This window comes from Psychrobacter sp. AT9 (assembly GCF_047272965.1).
GTDB classification, from domain to species: Bacteria; Pseudomonadota; Gammaproteobacteria; order Pseudomonadales; family Moraxellaceae; genus Psychrobacter; species Psychrobacter glaciei.
The window spans coordinates 433,251-455,427 of the sequence record NZ_JBKOTW010000001.1; the positions used below are offsets into that span (position 1 = coordinate 433,251).

The 22,177-nt window shown below is 43.5% G+C and carries 13 protein-coding genes; 6 read left to right on the forward strand and 7 right to left on the reverse strand.

All coding sequences use genetic code 11. The features are described 5' to 3' along the window. Positions 1–80: 80 nt before the first annotated feature. Both ACMFL8_RS01830 and ACMFL8_RS01835 read right to left on the reverse strand, forming a co-directional pair. The gene (locus tag ACMFL8_RS01830; protein ID WP_413189932.1) at positions 81–1,046 is read right to left on the reverse strand and encodes a metallophosphoesterase; all 966 of its coding nucleotides are present in this window, start codon (positions 1,044–1,046) and stop codon (positions 81–83) included. A gap of 168 nt (positions 1,047–1,214) precedes the next feature. Further along, positions 1,215–1,823, reverse strand: coding sequence for a rhomboid family intramembrane serine protease (locus ACMFL8_RS01835; protein WP_010201910.1), 609 nt, complete (start codon positions 1,821–1,823; stop codon positions 1,215–1,217). 559 nt (positions 1,824–2,382) lie between these two features. Between ACMFL8_RS01835 and ACMFL8_RS01840 the strand changes: the two genes are divergently transcribed. Next, complete coding sequence (locus tag ACMFL8_RS01840) at positions 2,383–4,026, forward strand: hypothetical protein (protein ID WP_413189933.1); 1,644 nt, start codon at positions 2,383–2,385, stop codon at positions 4,024–4,026. Positions 4,027–4,674: 648 nt separating this feature from the next. Next, entirely contained in the window at positions 4,675–6,273 is a 1,599-nt protein-coding gene (locus ACMFL8_RS01845; protein ID WP_413189934.1) for an OmpA family protein, read from the forward strand. 108 nt (positions 6,274–6,381) lie between these two features. On the opposite strand, the gene nagZ is transcribed toward ACMFL8_RS01845, so the two are convergent. Next, complete coding sequence (nagZ, locus tag ACMFL8_RS01850; RefSeq protein WP_413189935.1) at positions 6,382–7,464, reverse strand: beta-N-acetylhexosaminidase; 1,083 nt, start codon at positions 7,462–7,464, stop codon at positions 6,382–6,384. A 553-nt stretch (positions 7,465–8,017) separates the two neighbouring features. On the opposite strand from nagZ, the gene ACMFL8_RS01855 reads away from it, so the two are divergent. Further along, positions 8,018–10,228 carry a carboxy terminal-processing peptidase gene (locus ACMFL8_RS01855; protein ID WP_201592677.1) on the forward strand — a complete coding sequence of 737 codons (2,211 nt, stop codon included), beginning with the start codon at positions 8,018–8,020 and terminating at the stop codon, positions 10,226–10,228. Positions 10,229–10,712: 484 nt separating this feature from the next. Here the strand turns inward: ACMFL8_RS01855 and ACMFL8_RS01860 are convergent, their stop codons facing one another. Beyond that, positions 10,713–11,198: an FKBP-type peptidyl-prolyl cis-trans isomerase gene (locus ACMFL8_RS01860; protein WP_413189936.1), complete on the reverse strand. Its 486-nt coding sequence runs from the start codon at positions 11,196–11,198 to the stop codon at positions 10,713–10,715. A 326-nt stretch (positions 11,199–11,524) separates the two neighbouring features. On the opposite strand from ACMFL8_RS01860, the gene ACMFL8_RS01865 reads away from it, so the two are divergent. Next, entirely contained in the window at positions 11,525–13,564 is a 2,040-nt protein-coding gene (locus tag ACMFL8_RS01865) for a M61 family metallopeptidase (protein ID WP_413189937.1), read from the forward strand. Between the two features lie 124 nt (positions 13,565–13,688). Here the strand turns inward: ACMFL8_RS01865 and ACMFL8_RS01870 are convergent, their stop codons facing one another. Both ACMFL8_RS01870 and ACMFL8_RS01875 read right to left on the reverse strand, forming a co-directional pair. Next, the gene (locus ACMFL8_RS01870; protein ID WP_413189938.1) at positions 13,689–14,507 is read right to left on the reverse strand and encodes a DUF305 domain-containing protein; all 819 of its coding nucleotides are present in this window, start codon (positions 14,505–14,507) and stop codon (positions 13,689–13,691) included. A 357-nt stretch (positions 14,508–14,864) separates the two neighbouring features. Continuing rightward, positions 14,865–15,479 carry a pseudouridine synthase gene (locus ACMFL8_RS01875; RefSeq protein WP_413189939.1) on the reverse strand — a complete coding sequence of 205 codons (615 nt, stop codon included), beginning with the start codon at positions 15,477–15,479 and terminating at the stop codon, positions 14,865–14,867. A gap of 687 nt (positions 15,480–16,166) precedes the next feature. Between ACMFL8_RS01875 and icd the strand changes: the two genes are divergently transcribed. Next, the gene (gene icd, locus ACMFL8_RS01880) at positions 16,167–17,426 is read left to right on the forward strand and encodes an NADP-dependent isocitrate dehydrogenase (protein ID WP_413189940.1); all 1,260 of its coding nucleotides are present in this window, start codon (positions 16,167–16,169) and stop codon (positions 17,424–17,426) included. Positions 17,427–17,928: 502 nt separating this feature from the next. On the opposite strand, the gene ACMFL8_RS01885 is transcribed toward icd, so the two are convergent. Then, positions 17,929–20,148 (reverse strand): NADP-dependent isocitrate dehydrogenase, encoded by a 2,220-nt coding sequence (locus ACMFL8_RS01885; protein WP_210541106.1) that lies wholly within the window; start codon positions 20,146–20,148, stop codon positions 17,929–17,931. A gap of 669 nt (positions 20,149–20,817) precedes the next feature. Here ACMFL8_RS01885 and ACMFL8_RS01890 point away from each other — a divergent pair. Beyond that, entirely contained in the window at positions 20,818–22,164 is a 1,347-nt protein-coding gene (locus tag ACMFL8_RS01890) for a GNAT family N-acetyltransferase (protein ID WP_413189941.1), read from the forward strand. Positions 22,165–22,177: the final 13 nt, after the last annotated feature.

The following is a 22,177-nucleotide window of genomic DNA, read 5'->3' on the forward strand; positions in this document are numbered from 1 at the left end:
GACCATCATACAAAAGTTTTGCCGCCTTCGTAAAGCCAAGTTTACCGATTAATGCTAAAGCGAGTGAAATGGTATTTCGATTATGACTGTATCACTGGGTCTTTGTCATGGCGATATTGCACAAAATTGCTGGCTTTAAGTGGCAAAGGCTGCTCGGTATCGAGCTGATAGCCTGTTAGATAACCGCTATCTACCGCTGCCGAATAATCAGTACAAGCAACTTGTGGACTCAATGGTTCAGGTGTTCCAGTTAGCCAATAATGACCGACGAATACTGGTTTATCGGTTTTGAGTGCAAAATTGATATTTTCTGCCAAAGCATCTACTGGAATTTGTGCCAATGCGGAGGAGGGGGCACGTGCAACTTCATATAGCGTACGCTCGTTAAGACCTTCAAGCCACCAACGTACCCGCACTCGTGTGCGCTTAGTACCTTCTTTATCAACCATCACCATGCCATCAGGTAGCGGGGTCTCTACGCCTTTTAATACCCTCTCCAACGCTTCAAAATTCTCGCTATGCTCTTGGGCAGTTACGACAAGTCCTTTAGGCGTTAAGCAGTTATCAGCAGTCAATAAGGGTGCTAATACCGCCATGCTGTCCACATCCCAACAGGCATGCACAAAGCAAGCATAGTCAGTCTCCAGCCATAAGGGAATTTCATATAACCGCTCCAGCCAATAGTGATGACTTTCTGAGCCAAAGGGCACTTCTGCGAGAAAAGCCTCGTGTTGGCGCGTATGTGTCTCATTGTGTGAGCGTAAGTATTCCTGAGGGTTATTAGGGTTGAGCGTTGCAAAAGCTAAAGCATTGTATTCATGATTGCCCATTACTGCATCGGCAACATCCGCATCCAGCATGGCAAAAACGATTTCTAACGTGGTCAACTGCTGCGACCCACGGTCGATCAAATCACCGATAAACAATGCCCGATGACCTGCTGGCGGCACGAAGTACTGTCCGTTATGGCGATAGCCTAGCTGGGTAAGCAGACCCACTAGCTTGTCTGCATAACCGTGAATATCACCGATAATATCTATAATCATAAGTCACTGTCTAATCTTAAAGTATAAAATTGCTCGACATGCCGAGCAACGCGACGAAATTAAAAAGGAGTTAAATTTTTTTAACTGGTTTAGATTTAAGCGTCATTCGTTTAAGTAGTTTAACCAAGTGACGCTTCTTTCTTAAAACAGACCTCTAAAAATCATACTTTAAAGGCTTGGCGATAATAACGCGTTTAAAAAATGCGGGAGTACTTGTGGCTCCAGAATAATAGTGGCGATTATCCCGAACGCGCCGCCCCACAGATGCGCCATGTGATTGATGTTTGAGCCACCGCGTTTGTCCGCATAAATGCTATAAGCCACGTAAGCGACAGCAAATAATATCGCTGGGATAGGAACGACTGCAAATAAATAGATTTTTTCCCAAGGTGCCAGCAAGATAAAGGCAAATAATACCGCTGATACACCGCCTGATGCGCCAAGGCTGAGATAGCTGGCATTGTTTTTATTTTTAATATAACTTGGAATCATCGCGATAATGATAGCCAACACATAGAACACCACGAAACCATAACCGAATAAAAATGATTGATATAACCCTTCGATAGCACGACCGAAAAAATACAAAGTAAACATATTAAACAGTAAGTGCATACTGTCAGCATGAATAAAACCATGGGTCACAAAACGATCCCATTGACCATTATTTACCGCGGGTGGATAAAAAATGAGTCGATTGAATAGTGTCTTGTTTTGCCAAGCCAACAAGCTGACAATAACAGTGATAATGATGATAAGGGTCGTATGGTTAAGCAAAGGGTAATCCTTAGGCCGAGCCTAGTGTGTGATTGTGGTGTATACAACAGGGTGAACCGCCTAAATGCGATGGCTAAATAACCACTGGGTAAGACAATCAATAATAAGTAGTGATATGACAGTGCCCATAATGATTGCTGATCATCGATTCAGCAACGATCAGGGTAAGTCAAAAACCCATTATGTAGAGAACTGTGCTTTAATAATCATTTATTATTAACAATATAACAGTGTATAAAAGAGAGTAAGTAATGCTTCGTATACTGACCGTAACGTTAATGCTAAATGCATTTGTAGCAAGCAGTCTACAGCGCCTTAAAAATAAACTTAAGTCTACATATATATTTAAGATAAGATAAAATCGTTTATATGAGCGACGCATAGCAACAACTACCAACAGCACAGCCGTTTCATAGGGCGCGACTTATAAAGTATAAGCATTTAAAGTACAGGAATTTAAAGTACAGACATTTAAAGTACAGACATTAAGCAAAGCGAATAAAAAACGATTTACTTCTTTTATATATTTAAACATTAAAGCCGGTAGAGGCCGTCAGTTATGAGTATTATTGAGCAACTAGAACAACATGTCACGCCAGCTGTGTTGGGTGATAATAGCAGCGTCGCACATATCTGCCTCCTCGAGCAGTTTTATGCGATTTTGGTAGCCCGCTTGGCTTTGCCAGAAGTTTATTCGCAGTTGCTAAGGTCGGATCAAGTCGTGGTTGCTGATAGCGTGCCAGAAACTCCTCTCTTTGAGCAGCTATGGCAAGCCCCAAGTATGCGGCAAACTCTAGTGCAGGAACTTGCCGCCACACATCATATCGATGAGCTTGCTACCGTACAGTTACTTATAAATGCTGCGCCACTGGCCTACCGTGAGCTAAAAGTACTGGCGAATGGGCAGTTTTTACCTGCGTTTTTGCAAAGAGAACAATCGGCGTTGCGCCAGTATTTACCCACATGGTCAGCACCTTTTATCACGGCTCCTCAAAGTATCCATCAACCATCCGGTGCACCGAGTGTCAGAGCGGATGCTACTATAGCAGCTGTGCCAGATAGGCCAAAGGACAAAGTCAGCGCCCCTGATACAACTGCGATAACGCCGTCGATAGCAGCTGCCATGGAGAATAGCAGTGTTCATCCAAATACTAGTGTGAATTTAAGTAAGCATCGCAATAGCAATTTAAACAATCTTACTGATGTTATGCATACCAGTCCTGCTGACCATCATTTGGCAGAAAATGGCAGCATGAAGCGAGAGAAAGTCCGTACCCGTAATCAACGCAATGATTTATTGGTACGGGTATTTTTATTGATACTGGCAGTGGTAGCGATAGGCTTTGCGGCATGGGCACTGTTAATTAAGCCTAATGGTGCGACAACAGTAGAACCTGTGGCTACCGCCCCAGTCGTTGTTCCGCCTACCATTGAACCAGCAGCACAAGTATTAACACCAGTTGAGCTCATCGTTAGAGTAGATGACAGTGGCAGTCTATATACTTGTAGCGCAACGGTCGGGGATGAAGCGTTGCAAAGCATACTACAACAGGCACTCAATACAAGTTTCGGTGAGCAGGCAAGTATCTGTGAGTTGACCATACAGGTAGGCGTGGCCAGTAGTATGAATAGTATACCAGCAGAGGTGCTGCCCAATATCTTGACTATGTTGAGATCAACACCATTTGCTCGACTGCATTTACAAAATGAACGAGTGACCTTGGAAGCGCCAGACAATATGCTCCTACAACGCTTGGTCACTGACATACGTACGTTAGCGCCAGCGCTGATGATTGACAGTGTAGCACCATTACCATTACCCAATAATAGTAACGGAGTAGGTGATATGACGGCTATGAATGGTCAGAATCCTCAGTTTGAGTCCGATGCCAGCGCTGCAAACAATGCTTATAACAATAATGTTAATAGTAATAATTTTGCCGACAATGCAAGCAATAATGGTGCTGGAGAGTATCAAGCAACAGATGACGATACCGGTGATAGTATGATACCCGCACCAGCCCGCAATACACCAGTGCGTAGCAATAACGGCAATCTTACTAATGTGCCTAGCAATTTACCGAATAATTCCAATAGCCGCGCACCTACAAACAATAGACCATCAGGCCCTATCTCCTTGTCTGAAGTAGATAATATGGCCAGCAATGTTATTGTGGCTGAGCCCGCGCAAGTAAGAAACTGATTAGACCGACCCTTGAGATGTAGTATGAGTCATATTACATCTCAATACTTTTATAAAAAGTGATGGCTAAAGGTGATGGTTATAAGCAATCAGATGAAGTCGTTTTATTGCTATAGTCAATCCACTATAAAAGCGTTACAGCGTTAACCTCGCTTGAGGTATTAAATATACATCTACACTCTGTTGCCTTGTACCACTTCTAAATTGAACCGGCTATATAGTCAGTTCGGAATAAAATCGATACATTGTTAGTTATGTGCGACTGGTATAAATTTTCCTTGCTTGCTGCTATCACAGAGGCTACGAAAAATTCATTCCAGTCACACTGTATCTGTTTTAAAGTGAATCTACTATATTAATTTCTGTTGTTCAATAAGCAGTCCTGTTTCTACCGAAAGCACTATTGATATGTTAGGGATTTGTACTTTGTCATCTTTCTAGTTACGCGTAACAACTGAAACATTACCTAACGTATCATTTGCACAACAACGTGTTGATTGTTAACACTTACTTAATACTTTTATAATAATGAAAATTGAATATTGCCAAGATGGTTTTAACGGTTACGGCTCTTATCTCTTAGCAAAATTTTTGAGTATTTTAATTATATAGATTGATACTAATAAGTATTAATAGGAGAGTTATATTATGGATGTTATCAGCCATTTGACGCGAACGGTAAGCCCCGCAGTATTGGGAGATGACCGTAGCCCAGCTAAGAAAAACTTGCTTGAGCAATTTTATGCTATTTTTGCCGCTCGCTTGGCAGACAAAGATACTCATGATCGCTTTTCTAGCGAGAATATCGCTCGTGATGATCAGGGATTTCATGAGCGCGTATGGACGGATAGCACACACCGTGACCAAATAGCTCGTGAGCTTGCTGGCAAACACAATGTCGATGTCACTGCTTCTCGCGGTTTAATCGCGATGGCAGCACCACTTGCGTACCATGAAATAAAAAGCTTGGCAGGGACGACACCTGTGCCGCAGTTTTTAAACGACAACTCGGCTAGCTACCAACATCATATTCCTGCTTGGGCGAGCACAGTTTTGCCAGCAGGTATGATTGCCGCTGCGCCTGCAGGCGCACGAATTTCTGATACGGTCAGCACCGCACCCCTTCAGCGCGAAGAAGAAACAGAAGGCAGTTTTATGAAAGCGCTGCTGCCCATCATTGGTCTGATTATTTTAGGCGCTTTGGCTTGGGCATTGCTTAGAGGCTGCCAAGAAAATCCTGAGCCCGTTGCTACGCCTGCTGTTACCCAAGAGCAAGCCGCCGAAGGTAATGCAACAGCGGTTGCCGCTGATGTTGAGCCTGCGTCATTACGTATCGCCACAGGTGAGAACGGTGAATTATATGCTTGCCGTATGAACGTTGGTAACGAGACGCTACAGACCAATGTCATGAATGCCTTGACCAGTGCATTTGGTGATGAAGCCAATAATTGCCGTGCCGATGTCGATGATAATTTTGCGATAGATATGCCTGCCGCCGCCCAGCTGGCTGCTATCTTGCCTATCGTCAAAAACGTACCGAATGCCAGTATGCTCATAAAAGGTGATACCATCACGGTCAATGCACCTGATGCGGCAACTTTAGACAAGCTGGTCGCTGATTTGCAAGCAGCAGCGCCTGCGATGACAGTAGAAGCCGAAGGTGCATTAGACGCACAAAGTGAGATTGACAACAGCTTAACTGCTGCCGACACCGCGATGAGCAACCTTGGTGAAAACCCTGATCCACGTGATGTGGCGCGTGCCTTGAGCTTGCAGGTTATTAACTTCGAAGTAGATGCAGCGTCTATTCCTGATGCCAACAAATCATTCCTTGACCGTGCCTCTAAGATAATCACTGAAGTACCGAATATGAATTTGATGATTATCGGTCATACTGATAGCCAAGCAGATGACGCTTACAACATGAAACTGTCTCGCGATCGTGCCGAATCTGTAAAAGAATACTTAGTGTCTCAAGGTATTGATGCAAGTAAACTAAGCACTAAAGGCATGGGTGAAACAGATCCTATCGCTGATAACTCGACGGAACAAGGTCGCTTTCGCAACCGCCGTATTGAGTTCGTAGTCAATGATGAGACCACCAGTGCAAATGATGGTATGATTATGAGCAGCGATGCGCTTGATCCTGATTTGAATCCATTAGACAGCAACAACGATGACCTATTGCCAGATAGTGATGATGCGAGTCGTGGTACAGCAGTAGATCCACAAATGAATACTCAGTAGTCTCTAGTCAGTAATCTTTAAAAAATTATTGATAGTAAGAAAGTGATTAATATAAAAAACCGCATCTTAAAAGGTGCGGTTTTTTATTTGCCAAAAAATGAGCGACTGTTATTTATAGGTAGTAGGATCTTTTAGTTCACTATTAGCTGTAGATGATTGCTCTGTTGACGTATTAAAAAAGGTCTGAGTCACGTTTTTCTTTGCTTGCTGCCAGTAGTCAAACTGCTGACAAGTAGCGTCAAGGTCACCTTGCCAAACGGGGATAGTGCCACACATGGTTTTGATGCGTTTTTGATTGGGATAGGGTAGGTTTTGCGCTGCTTTAGCTGCTTCATGGGCTGCAATTCTATCATTACATACCAAGGCAATGTCGCAACCAGCTTCAATTGCTGCTTTGACGCGCGCGCTAATATCTCCAGCTGCTTGCGCGCCTGCCATAGATAAATCGTCAGAGAATAAAACCCCATCAAATTTAAGCGAATCACGGATGATGTCTTTGAGCCAAATTTTAGAGAATCCTGCTGGCTTGTTATCCACTTGTGAAAAAATCACGTGTGCTGGCATCAGCGCATCAAGCCATGGCAGCGTTTGGGCAAACGGCTGCATATCGCTGTTCATAATCTCATCTAAACTACGGCTATCGATGGCTTCTGATACATGGGAATCAGGAGCGATGGCACCATGACCGGGAAAATGCTTCCCAGTGGTTGCCATCCCAGCCGCTTTCATACCATGCATAAACTGGGAAGCCAAAGCGGTAATGGCTTGCGGGTCTTTATGGAAGCTACGATCACCAATGACTTGGCTGATACCACCTCTGTCGAGTACAGGGGCAAAGCTCAGATCAATGCCCACGGCCAGCACTTCTGCTGCCATTAAATAGCCGCAATCGTAGGCACAGCTAAGCGCATGGCTGGGATCTTGATTAAATAAATCACCCAGTCGCCCCATAGCTGGCAATAGGCTAAACCCATCACGTAACCTTGCGACGCGTCCACCCTCTTGATCAACACCGATCAATATATCCGCATTGTGATAGCGTATATCGTCACACAGTGCGCGTACTTGTGCGGCATCTTTGACATTTCGCCCAAACAAGATGACCCCGCCAACTTGAGCTTGCTTGATTAAACTCACATCTTCAGCAGTCAGTGCGGTACTATCGATATCAATCATTAAGACGCCGTACATCGCGTAATCCTTATTATGTTATATCAGCAGTTGCATTTATATCAGATTCAAATGCAACCGACTGTTCAGTGTTATATTATGACAGCTATTATGAATTGAGTATAATCTGCTGGTCAAATCGGCCAAAAATAATGGCTATTAACTGTTAAATAGCGATCAGTAGCCACGAGCAATAAATGTGATAGAAAGTTTGGTATGTACCGCGGTAAAGTGTAATATTGCTTATACAGATTGAGACAATGACGCATTTATGGTCATGCTAGTATTGAGTGATTTTTCGCAAGACGCGAGTCGTATTTTTCCAATAATTAATATCGTTAAAAAGCCAAATAGTGAAAAGGCTGCGCCGTAAAAAAATAACTAATACCATTCACAAAAATTAGAGTAGCAAGGAAAACGAGTATAAGTGCTACGCATTGTAGACTAAACGAGTTTGACACCGCTAATCGCACTTTTTGGGTTTGGTATAAATTTGATGGATAGGGACTCACCAAGCAAATACTTTCGATGACAATTGATAATACTTTCAACTTAAAATAACTAGGTATATATGATGAAAAAACAACCAGCACAGTGGTTACTCAGTGCAGCGTCAGTGGGCATCGCCGGTCTTATTCTCACCCAAAGCTACGGCACTGCAGTGGCAGATACTAACACCGAAGGTTTCGTCCAAACACCTGAACAAAAAGTCACCACTCGTCAAGTAGCCGCCTTGCTGGATCGCAGCCATTATCTCAATCAGCCGCTCGATAGCAAAACAGGCAGCGAGATTCTGTCTATGTATATTGATAGCCTTGATCCAAACCATACCTTGTTTTTGCAGTCTGACGTCGATGAGCTAAAGAAAAAGTATGCCGCCGAATTCGGTGATCGTCTCAAGCGTGGTGATTTGTCTGCAGGGGTAGAGGTGTTTGAGCGCTATCGTAAACGCTCAAACGAATATTTTGCCATGGCAAGCAAAATGCTAAAGACGGATCTGGATTTGACCAGCAATGAGACTATCGTACTTGACCGTGAAAAGCTCGGTCACTTCAAGTCCAAAAAAGAGCAGCGTGATTACTGGGCGCGTCAGTTGAAGTTTCAGTTGATGAGCATCACGTTAGGTCAAGAAGACGAAAAAGCCAAAGAGCAAGTATTCTTGAATAATCCAGACATCACTCGTGGACAGGATTTAGTACGTAATGACGAGCGTACGCCCAGTGAGATTTTACTCAATCGTTTGTCACGTCAACAAGAGCAGTTTAAGCGTCTCAAAGATGATGAAATCATGGAGACAATCTTGAACACTGCCATGCTGACCTATGATCCGCATAGTAACTACTATGCACCAGTTCAAGCAAACGAATTACAAATCCAATCGAGTCTACAATTAGAAGGTATTGGCGTCTCTATCCGTCCTGATCGTAAAAACCCAGACTACACGCGTATTGTGACTCTGGTGGATGGTGGCCCAGCAGCCAAATCTGGTCAGATTAAACCCAATGATTTGATTGTCGGGATCGCCAAAGACGGCAAAAACATGATCGACGTGGTTGGTTGGTCGACACGTGAGATTGTCAGTCTTATTCGCGGTAAGCGCGGCACTTCGGTCACGCTCAAGTTACGTCAGGCTAGTGCCCCAGAAGCCAGCGCTCGTACCGTCACTGTGGTTCGGGACATCATTCAGCAAGAAGAGTCAGGCGTGACCCAGCGCGTTGTAGAAGTACAGCGCCCTAATATCGATAAAACGCCAAAACGTATTGGTGTCCTTGAGATACCAAGCTTTTATTTGAACTATCGGGCGCGCCGTAACGGGGAAGATTATCGTAGCGTCAGTATCGATACCGAAAAAGCACTCAAAGAATTGAATAAAGAAAATATCGATGGTCTCGTGGTCGATCTGCGTAATAATCCTGGTGGGTCATTAGACGAAGTGGCCAAAATGCTCGGCTTCTTTATCAAGAGTGGACCACTGGTGCAAATTCGTGACAATCGCGGCAACATTCAAGTGTACCGTGATGATGATGGTGGCGAACAACTCTATGATGGAAAGGTGGTCGTCATTACTAACCTAGCATCTGCCTCCGCTAGTGAAATTTTTGCTGCTGCCATTCAAGATTATGGCCGTGGCTTGGTAGTCGGTAGCACCACTACGGGTAAAGGCTCTGCTCAGATTCAACTGGACAATTTAGCGCTAGGTTCTGCGACTTTAACTCAGCGCAAGTTCTATCGTATCACCGGTGGTAGTACGCAAAATAAAGGCGTTGTTCCCGATGTCGAATTGGTCAATATCTACGATGATGCGACCTTTGGTGAGCGCGCGCAGAAAAAAGCACTGCCTTGGGATACCATCAAAACCGCACCTTATAAGCCTGAAGGCAAATTTACCAATGATACGTTAGCAACGCTGAATCAGCAGTCTACAATCCGTCAGCAAAAAGACCCACAGTTTACTTACTTATCAACGTTGAACGATATTCGCAATATGGATGATGAGAAAAAACCTGTCAAGCTCGATATCAATAGCCGACGCGCCAAGATGCAGCTGATCGAAAAGCGTTCATTAGAGGCGGAGAATAAACGTCTCATCGCCACAGGTGAGCGTCCGTATGCCAATTGGAATACCTATCAAGCCGCGATGGATGCGAAGTTTGAAGAGCGTAGTCAAATGAAAGCTAATGAGCGCCCAGAGCTACCTGAAGATGAAACTTTCATCAATGAAGCGGCTTATATTATGCTCAGCGCTGACTCAAAAAAAATGATCAGCCCTGAAGACAGTCTCTAGCAAGCATATCACTGTGAGCTAGAAAAGCGGTCAAATAAAAATCCGTGTAAGCATAGGCTTACACGGATTGACGCTTAGACCTCTTACTAACTTATCATCAATCTGCGATTATAACTGTACGGCACGATTGAACGAAACGGTTCATTGATACTAGGGATTGGTATCTTAAAATCGCGTCAGGGATAGATGGTTTGCTAATTAAGGACAATAAGGCTGGATGCCTGCTAGTTATAAGATACTCCGGGATTAAGTATCATATAGCGTTAACATGGATGGTTGGTAATAAAAGCCGCATAGCGCTCGTCGTTACGCGGCTTTGTTACGTTTGGAAGAACGTGTTTTTCTATAAATAAATCATAAAAATCCATAAGCCATAAAACACAAAAAAAGGTCAGTAGACGTATCTACTGACCTTTTAGAATAAACGACAAGCTTCATCTTACTTACTTGTCGTTTAAGCGTTTTACTAATGCTCTAATAGAGATTAGTGTTCAACGCCACCTGCGCCATGTACATGGCCGTGGCTTAGTTCGTCTTCAGTCGCTGCACGTACTTCTTGGATTTCAACATCAAAAGTCAAACGCTTACCAGCTAGTGGATGGTTAGCATCAACAACTACTTCGTCATCATTCACTTCAGTAACCGTAACCAACATTACTTGGCCACCGGCTTCTGACTGAAACTGCATGCCAGGCTGGATGTCATCAACGCCTTGGAAGTTATCGCGTGGTACATGTTGTACGGCTTGTTCTTGATATTCGCCATAACCATCAGCAGGCTCAACGACAGCGTTAACTTTTTCGCCAGCAGATTTGCCTTCTAGTTGTTGTTCTAGGCCTGGGATGATGTTGCTGTGACCATGTAGATAAGCAAGTGGCTGACCTTCTGGTGATTGGTCAAGCACGTTGCCTTCGTCGTCTTTTAGCGTGTAATTGAATTTGACGGCGGTGTCTTTTACGATAGTAGTCATAAATTATCCTAAATATATCTGTGTAAAAAATTAAATACGGTTGCAATAAACCTAAAAAAGCCAATCGGCAAGCCAGATAGCCACGTCATTAGTCAGTTATCATCAGTTTATTAAAGTAACTTTAGCAGTTAGCATCTTTAATTGCGATGGCCCACATAACTTTCAAGGGAAAAACCATAAAAAATGCCAATTAATGTCATAATTTATGAAAATAAGCACTATTTTTTATGCTTTACCGTACAGCTGGTTGCTTGTAAAGGGTCAGCCAGTTGCATTTTCGGCTAAGGACTTCTACCATAACGATAAAAATGAGGATGAGAAAGACGATGAATTCATTGACCAATAACGCTAACGTGCCTACTTCTGACGCCAACACTGCTAATAATGAGTCAACAGAAATTGCCTCAATCAGTAAGGCTGCTCGACCTGTGCCTAATATTAGCTATCGATTCGATTTTGAGCGTTTTTTTGAGCATTTGGTTGATGTGTCGCTCACCTTTACTACAAACGTAGATGCTCCAAATCTTTGGTTGCCAGCATGGATACCAGGTAGCTATTTGATGCGCGAGTTTGCCCGAAACATTACTGCGGTACATTATCAAATTATGGACGACGATAATAAAAGCGCTGAGATGCACCGCGCGATAAAGACAGATAAACACACTTGGCAGTTGCCACAAGTCAAGGCGGCTCAGACAGTAAATGTTCATTATGAAGTCTACTGTTATGATTTATCCGTACGCACCGCTTATGTCGATCAGCAGCGTCTATACGGAAATTTTACCTCTTTAGCATTAGCAGTCGATGGGCAGGAGCAGACGCCTGTACAAGTCAGCTTGATAGTGCCAGCCGCATTTTTGGCGGATAAACAAGAAAGCCATGTGCTTTTAGCCTGTGGTTTAGACGCTACGCAACTGCGCCTTGATGGACAGCAAAAGAATGGACAGCAAGAGGATGGTCAATACAGTTATGAGCTACAAGCAAACAGCTATCACGAGCTGATTGATTATCCTTTTGAAATCGCTGAGCAGGATACATTTGATTTTATCGTCCAAGACCACGCGCATCAGACCTTACCTCACCGTTTTTATCTGTCGGGTAAGCATAATGCCAATATGGGCAGGCTACAGCAAGACGTCACTCAAATTTGTCAGACGTATCTAGATTGGCTGGGTGAGGCACCCTTTAATGATTATACTTTTATGACTTTTGCCAGTGGACAAGATTATGGTGGTCTTGAACACATCAATTCGACCAGCCTGATTACGCCGCGTCGCGACTTGCCGAGTATTGACGAACCAAAAGTACCCAGCAGTGATTATCAGCGTTTTTTAGGCTTATGCAGTCATGAGTATTTTCATGCGTGGTGGGTCAAAACCGTACGCCCCGATGTCATGTTAGAGGTAGATTTGCGCCGCGAAGCCTTTACGCCGCTGCTTTGGGTATTTGAAGGTTTTACGTCTTATATCGATGACTTTATGTTGCAAGCATCAGGCGTGATCGATAAGCCAAGCTATCTCAAGCTACTGGCTGAGCAAGTAAATCGCTATTATCAAACGCCTGGACGCGCCTATCAAAGTGTCGCTGAGTCGAGTTTTGATGCGTGGATTAAGTTATATCGCAGTGATGAAAACACAGGTAATGCTGGGATCAGTTACTACAATAAAGGCGCATTGGTGGCGCTTTGTTTGGATTTAACCTTGCTCGAAAAGAGCAACGGTCGTTATCGTTTATTTGATGTGGTTAAGGCTTTTTATAGCCAAGCAACGCAGAATGACAACCGACGGATTGGTATCAGCAGTGCCGATATGGGTAAGGTTGTCGGGCAGTTTATGTCGCTTGCCGATTGGCAAGAGTTTGAGCGCCGCTATGTCAATGGCGTTGATGAGTTACCGATTGAAGCACTATTGACTGCAAATGGTATAAAAATGCGTACCAATACCAAGGAAACTGCTGACAAGTATGTACCTTGGGGTATGCGCTGTCATGAGACACCAGCTGGACTCAAGGTAAATCGCGTGACACGTGACAGTGTGGCTGCCAAAGCTGGTATTTCGGCGCATGATGTTATTGTCGCCATTGATGGTATCAAGGCAGACACTAAGCAGTTAGCGTCGCTTAGTACGGCAGAGCATGATGTGGAATGTTATCTGTTTCGTCGGGACGAGTTGATGTGCGTCAGCGTATTACCTAAAATAGCGCTTAGTAGTGGACAGCAGCAAGGCATGACTGAGAAAACCTTTCCGCATAAAGTAAGTTTACATTTGGCAAAGACAGATCCAGTGCCCGATGATAATAGTGACCATTTACCACTACCGGCGGGCTGGCAGACATGGCTTAATGTTATGGAGCGTCAGCAAGTATAGATATATCAAAAGTATAGCGGTATCAATTCGATAAAAACCCCTGCTAACCATTTATGATTAGCAGGGGTTTGACGTTATAGGTTTTACACTTATTGATATTGATTGACCGTATTTAGGTAGTGGGCTACTCAGCAGATTCTTTAGCATCTATTTCGTTTTCGACAGTTGCGTCATTACTAATAGTGTCATTGTTGAGCTTATCGATTTTGTTAGCGGCAATCCAATTTTTCATCACTTGAATCTCAGGCTGCTGGGCGTCGATGATGTCTTGAGCCAACTTGCGCATCTCTTCATCCGTACCATACTTGAGCTGTATCTTTGCCATGTCTACAGCGCCAATATGATGTGGCAACATACCGCGTGCAAAAGCCATATCAGGTAGCGGATCGGTAATAGCGAGCATCATGTCACCATGCATCCCGTCCATACTCTTGGCATAGGCTTGTTGCATGGCTTGGGTATTAGGCTTAGGTTTGGCAGCATCAGGATGGCCGGCAAGCCATTTATTCAGAATGTCTATCTCAGCTTGCTGCGCTACCGTAATTTTTTGCGCAAGTTCTCGCATGGCTGCGTCAGTACCATACTTCAGCTCGATTTTTGCCATGTCGATGGCGCCGCGATGATGCCCTAACATGCCTTTCGCAAAGGCGGTATCGGGATCGTTATATGCCATACCGATCATCATCTCATCATGCATTCCTGTCATCGACTTAGTGTAGTCTTTGAGAATGTCTGTCATTTGCTGCTCATCTGCCATTGCATCGCCACCTGCCATATTATGACTATCCATATTCTCTTGATCAGCCGTCATCTCAGTTGCTGGTGCCGCTACTTCTTCTGCGGGCATCACCTCACTATTCTCTGTTGCTGGCTGACAGGCGCTCAGAATAAAAGCAGCAGAAATGCTGGTGGCGAACAAGGCAAAACGACGAGAAGCAATCATGACATATCCTTATAGAGACAAGCTAAACAGTAAATAAACGCAAAATACGGCACTAATATGACAGTCAGGCAGTAAAGTGCTGAATCTTAACAGATAAACCTTACCAGTTCGAGACGCTATGTTTAACAGGTCGTAATATATTTGCTAGATTTTATTACTAATCTATATAAAACCACTAATCTACATAAAACAGGCATAGTCAGGTCAATATAAAAGAGATGCAGCGTGACTGGTATAATTTTTTTGTAGCCACTGCCAGTACCACATTTGAATGTTCAACAGACCCTAGACGTTGTTCGATGTGTCTATGATCTTATGTAAATTATCATCAGTCAATACGCCTGATGACAGAGCAAGTTAATTACTGACACCCAATTCCCTCAGTTTCGCACTATCTAAATGAATACGTACAAACTCACCAACCGCTAGTTCCCCCAATTCGAAGCCTGCGACTGACCAACGAATAAGACGCAGGCAAGGCAATCCAACGTGAGCCGTCATGCGTCTGACTTGGCGATTCTTTCCTTCATAAATCGTCAGTATCAACCATGATGTCGGTATGCTTTTACGCTCACGGATAGGTGGCTCACGTTGCCAGAGTGGCATTGGTAAATCCTCTTCACTAAGCTGTTTGATGTCGGCAGGTAGGGTTTTGCCATCTTTGAGAATGACGCCCTGTCCAAGCTTATCAAGTTGCTCAGCAGTAGGCATGCCTTCAACTTGCACTAAGTAAGTCTTACCTTGCTTACGTCCAGCATTGGCTTTTGGTGGATGGGTAATGGCTTTGTTAACCCTGCCATCATTCGTCAGAATCAGCAAGCCTTCAGACGTCGCATCCAGCCTACCAGCCACGCGCAAAGACTTGTCCGTGAAATATTCCGATAGGGTGGTGTGGTCGTTGTTGCTGTCATCACGGAACTGACTTTGCACACCGTAAGGCTTATTAAACAGAACGAGACTGGTGGTCGACATAAGGTAGCGTTTCCTAAATAAAGGTATTGATGAATCATTGCGAAATATGAAAAGTAATAGTCAAAATAAAAGGTGTTCAACACGCCCTGATTGCAGATCAATTATAAGAGGGTTGATGACTTAATTAACGGCATTTTAATGAAAAGGAAACACATAAAAAATAATGTATTAACTTGTCAGAAGTAGGCTATTGACATAAAAATTTATATTCAATATAAAACCATGTTATTGTAGTGGTATTTATAACATTGATATCTGTACTTGAGCTATGCACAAGAAAAATCATTGCTCAGACCTTTAGCTTAGTACAATGGCTAGGATAACATGTGACATTTATTGCGTACTCAAACTTATAGAGCATTGATATTTATTAATTTTATCTCAGCTTTTTTGTCGTTTCTCTTTTTTATGTCCATGGCATTATATTTTCAGGTACTTTTGTGAGAAAGGTTTTTTATCTTCTTATTAATTGTACTATTTTGCCAATTTTTATTTCGAAGCTTTGAGTGTAAAACGGTTTTGTAAAGCGGTTAGGTACAAGGCTATTAATATAAGATCGTAAGTGCGCCACTTATGCTTGCTCAGCTAACAGGCGCTAACCACGCAGACCTATAATAGAATGGCGAGAGCATAACAGAGTGCCCAGTATACTTGCGACGTCCAACATACAACCAAGGAGTTTTATCCATGTCATATGATAAAGTTATCGTACCAAGAGACGGCGAAAAAGTAACCGTCAACGCTGATTTATCGTTGAATGTCCCCAATCATCCAATTATTCCCTTCGTTGAAGGCGATGGGATTGGGGTGGATATCACTCCAGTTATGATTAAGGTGGTTGATGCCGCAGTTGATAAAGCTTACCACGGCAAAAAATCCATCATTTGGATGGAAGCGTATTTAGGTGAAAAAGCAGCGAAAATTTACGATGGTGATTACTTACCAAGCGAAACGCTAGAGATTTTAAAAGATTACGTGATCAGTATCAAAGGGCCATTAACCACGCCAGTGGGTGGTGGCTTTAGTTCGTTAAATGTGGCTGTACGCCAAAACCTTGATCTGTATGTTTGTCAGCGTCCAGTACGCTGGTTTGAAGGCGTGCCAAGCCCCGTGCAGCATCCTGAGCTGACGGATATGGTTATCTTCCGTGAAAATACAGAAGATATCTACACGGGTATCGAGTGGAAAGCGGGCAGCGATGATGCCAAAAAAGTTATCAATTTCTTAAGAGATGAGATGGGTGTGACCAGTATTCGCTTCCCTGAAGATTGCGGCATTGGTATCAAACCCGTATCAAAGGAAGGCTCGCAGCGTCTAGTGCGTAAAGCCATTCAACACGCTATCGATAACGATTTGCCGAGTGTGACTTTAGTGCACAAAGGTAACATCATGAAGTTCACCGAAGGCGCATTTAAAGACTGGGGCTATGAATTAGCCGCAGAGCGCTTCGATGCAGAGTTGTTAGATGGCGGCCCTTGGATGACGATGAAAAATCCAAAAACGGGTAATGACATTATCATCAAAGACGTCATTGCTGATGCATTCTTGCAGCAAATTCTGATGCGTCCTGCTGATTATTCCGTCGTCGCCACGCTTAACCTAAACGGTGATTACATCTCTGATGCCCTAGCGGCTGAAGTGGGTGGTATCGGTATCGCACCGGGTGCTAACAAAGGCGGCGCAATCGCTGTCTATGAGGCAACTCATGGTACTGCACCTAAATATGCTGGTCAGAACAAAGTAAACCCCGGCTCGTTGATTTTATCGGCTGAGATGATGTTACGTGATATGGGCTGGATCGAAGCAGCCGATCTTATTATTAACGGTATTCAAGGCGCTATCGCTAATAAAACGGTCACTTATGACTTTGAGCGTTTGATGCCTGATGCTATCTTGCTCAGTACTTCTGAATTTGGTAAAGCCATCATTAAGCATATGGATGCATAGATAGTCATCGCTTTATCATGAGCTAAAAGCAATTTAAAATAAGCTATAGTCATTCCACTATAAAAGTATGACAGCGTTAACCTCGCTTGAAGTATCATATATACATCTACACTCGGTTGCCTTGTACTACTTTTAAATTGAATCGACTATATTAAAAAAGCCATCTACAATCATGTAGGTGGCTTTTTTATGGTAAATTTTTCTATGCTGATGTTATAACTATGGTCAAGGAATTTTAGAATCGCTACGATACTGCTGATATTAATTTTTTGTAGCCTCTGTCTGCACAGGCACAGCAAGCAAGAAAAATTGATATCAGCAGTGCGTCATGTATCGATATTACTTTTCACTGACTATATAGGCACTATTACCTTTTTATCTACGGATAATAAAAAACACCCCACAACTCTATAGAGCGGTGGGGTGTTTTATTGTTTTTAACTGACGATAGCGGCAAAAGTATGAAGAAGTAACGTTACTTAAGACCAGCCAGTTAAATCTATTACAACGATGCTAACGCTTCATTGAATAAGGTGCTTGGACGCATGACTTTTTCAGCCAACGCTTCATCCGCGAAGTAGTAGCCTTTGATGTCTACCGCTTTGCCTTGAGCTTCATTAAATTGTTTAATAATCGCGTCTGTATTGCTCTTAAGCTTTTGCGCAAATGGGGCGAATTGCGCTTTTAGATCAGCGTCTTGGTCTTGCTCAGCGAGCTCTTCAGCCCAGTACATCGCCAGATAGAAGTGACTGCCACGGTTGTCCAACTCACCCGTCTTACGTGACGGTGACTTGTCATTTAGCAGCAATGTTTCAGTGGCTCTATCAAGCGTATCTGCTAAGATTTGCGCTTTAGCATTGTCATCGTTTTTGGCCAAATGCTCCAACGACTCAGTCAAAGCTAAAAACTCACCCAATGAATCCCAACGTAGATGGTTTTCTTCTACCAGCTGTTCAACGTGCTTGGGTGCAGAACCACCAGCACCAGTTTCAAACAAACCGCCGCCTTTCATTAGTGGCACGACTGATAGCATCTTAGCGCTCGTTCCTAGCTCTAGGATAGGGAACAAGTCTGTTAGGTAATCGCGTAAGATGTTACCCGTGGCAGAGATAGTATCTAGACCGCGAGCGACACGCTCCAAGGTATAACGCATGGCACGAACCTGCGACATGATCTCAATGTGCAAGCCGTCAGTATCATGATCTTTCAAATACATGTTAACTTTTTTGATTAGCTCGTTCTCATGTGGACGATACGGGTCTAACCAAAAGATGACAGGCGTATCTGAATCACGTGCACGGCGGACGGCAAGCTTCACCCAATCTTGGATAGGGTCGTCTTTAACTTGACACATGCGCCAGATATCACCTTTTTCCACATCTTTTTCAAGCAATACTTCATCGGTATCAATATCTACAATACGGGCAATACCAGTAGCACTAGACTCAAAGGTTTTGTCGTGTGAGCCATATTCTTCTGCTTTTTGTGCCATGAGGCCTACGTTAGGAACCGTACCCATGGTAGTTGGATCAAAGTTACCATGCCATTTACAGAAATTGATCATTTCTTGATAAATACGGGCGAAGGTAGACTCTGGCATGACGGCTTTACAATCATATAGTTTGCCATCAGCGCCCCACATTTTACCACCATTACGAATCATAGCAGGCATTGACGCATCGACAATAATGTCGCTTGGTGAATGGAAGTTGGTAATACCTTTTGAAGAATCAACCATCGCTAGACGTGGGCGATGCTCTTGGCAGGCATGCAAGTCTTGTTCGATCTCTTCACGTTTAGATGATGGCAGGGCAGATATTTTGTCGTATAGATCAGCCATACCATTGTTGACGTTAATGCCTAGCTCGTCAAAAAAAGCACCATGCTTATCAAATGCATCTTTATAATAAATTCTAACCGCATGCCCAAACACGATAGGGTGCGAAACCTTCATCATGGTGGCTTTTACGTGCAATGAGAATAAGATACCAGCTTCGCGGCAATCTTCCATTTCTTGCTCATAAAACTCTAGCAGCGATTTTTTGCTCATGACCATCAGGTCAATGACTTCTTTATCAAGCAAAGCAATTTTGGGCTTCAATACTTTCGTCGTGCCATCATCAAGTAACAGCTCCATACGCACGTTACGGGCTTTATCCAAGGTCATCGACTGTTCGCCATCGTAAAAGTCACCGCTGTGCATATGCGATACATGGGTACTTGACCATTGCTTCCACTCGCCCATAGAATGCGGATGCTTGCGCGCAAAGTTCTTAACGGCTTTTGGTGCACGGCGATCTGAGTTGCCTTCGCGCAATACAGGGTTGACCGAACTGCCTAGACTCTTACCATAGCGCTGACGAATTTCTTTTTCTTCGTCGGTTTTTGGATCTTCTGGAAAGTTAGGGATGCCGTAGCCTTTGCTTTGTAGTTCTTTGATACAGGCTTTTAGCTGCTGAACAGAGGCACTGATATTTGGTAGTTTAATAATATTAGTGTCAGGATCTTGCGTCAGTCGACCAAGCTCAGCTAGATTATCAGGAACGCGCTGATCTTCATTTAAATATTCTGGGAATTCAGCCAACACACGCGCGGCAACAGAGATATCAGTGGTTTCAACTTCAACTCCTGCAGTCTGGGTAAATGCTTTGACAATAGGTAAGAAGGACAAGGTTGCTAGCGCTGGGGCTTCATCAGTTTTTGTATAAATAATTTTTGACATTATAGTAGTGTATCCCTTTAGGCTGTAGTTAATATTAATGCTTAAACAAACGGGTATTTCTATAGAGACTCTATGCGATAGTGAATCGTGATTGAATCAAATGTATCATGAGTCGTCTCTTTGAGACTCTCGGTGCAAAACTGCCTGAAAATAGCTGGCTGGTTATCATTAACCCACTATAGATCCTATGCGATGTCAATCTCGCATAATGAACCAATTGTACTATTTTTATTCATATCTCATGTATACAAATTATATTAAGCTAATAATAGGCTTATTCTACCAGTCATGGGCTTTGATATCATCTTTTCTGTACAATTACCGTTTTTTAAACCCGTTTTTTAGAAGTGTTAAAGTGGATACCGACAGTCATAATATCAAGGCAATCAACAGATAAGCGGTTCACCACATTATTTATAAAAATAGAACGGTTAGGGCAGTTAGGGCGTGTCCTTATTTTTAACCCATTTAGGCGTTTTCGTTCAGATTGAGGACATGCCCTAGTTTAGTAAAGTCATCTACATTCGTGTGGCTGGCTTTTTTTATGCTATTTTGATAGTTAGGCGTGCTGCGTAATATTTCAAGAAATATTGTTATTTTTGCAAATTGTGACAGCAAAAGCACTCACATTTGGTAGGCTAGACCATTACGAAAAACAGTGTAGGTACTATGACTTTACAATATGCGCTACTCAATGATACCAGCTGGCAGAGCCAAGCACAGTGGCAAACGCCAGATACCCCTTTTATGTCATTTGCTTTTTGGCAAATACTGACTGACACGGGAGCGATTGGTGAGCAGGCAGGGTGGCTACCGATATTTATTCTGGTACATCGTGTTGCCGATTATGCTGATAGCGCCAATAGCGTAACAGACAGTGCGGCAGACACAGCCCTGCAACCTGTCGCAGTCATGCCAGTATTCATAAAGGGTCATCATCGCGGTGAGTTTGTGTTTGATCACTCATGGGCGGAGGCTTATGCGCGCTATGGCATCGATTACTATCCTCGGCTGGTCACCAGCGTGCCCTATACACCGATTACAGGTCAGCGTCTTTGGTTGGCAGCTGGTGAGCATTTGAATGATGATATTCTCAAAACAGCCATTGCTGGTGTTGATGATGTCGCTCAGCAAGTGGGCGCCTCAAGCTGGCATGGTCTGTTTGTCACGCCTGAGCTTGCATCTATTGCCACCACGTCTATGCCCACTGAAATCGATATAGAACTTGCGATAGCTGCCCAAGAAAGTGGTGTAGAGTCCACTCCTATTGAGATGCCAATACTTGAGCGTCAAGGCTGTCAGTTTTTATGGCAAAATAAAAACCTCAGCCAAGACAGTCAGCCATTTGCTGATTTTGACGGATTTTTGGCGACACTAAGAGCCAAAAAACGTAAAACCATCCGCGCTGAACGTCGTAAGGTCGCCGAGCAAGGCATTAGCTGTCAGCGTAAGTGCGGTAATGACATCACCGATGAAGACTGGCAAGCGTTCTATCATTGTTATGTGATGACTTATGCAATACGCGGGCAAAAGCCTTATTTGACGCTTGATTTTTTCATGGCGTTAGCTGATAGTCTGCCTGAGCATATTATGTTGGCGCAAGCCATGGATGCTGACGGTGAAATTATCGCGAGTAGCTTATTTTTATACGATAAAGCCGACAGCGACAAGGCTGATGTTGATAATAATGCTACCTTATATGGTCGCTATTGGGGCGCGCTCGGTGAGTATGATAGCTTGCACTTTGAGCTGTGCTATTATCAAGGGCTTGAGTTTGCCATTGAGCAAGGGCTAAAATCCTTTGATCCCGGTACGCAAGGCGAGCATAAACTGGTACGTGGTTTTATTCCAACGACGACACACTCGCTGCATCGTATCTATGATCCACGCTTTGTACCTGCGATTGGTGACTTTTGTGCTAGAGATCGTGAGCATATGGCACAGTATCGTCAGCAGGCATTTGATGCATTACCATTTAACGCCGACAATATGCCAGACTTTGATATCAATCATTAATGCTCGATTTTAC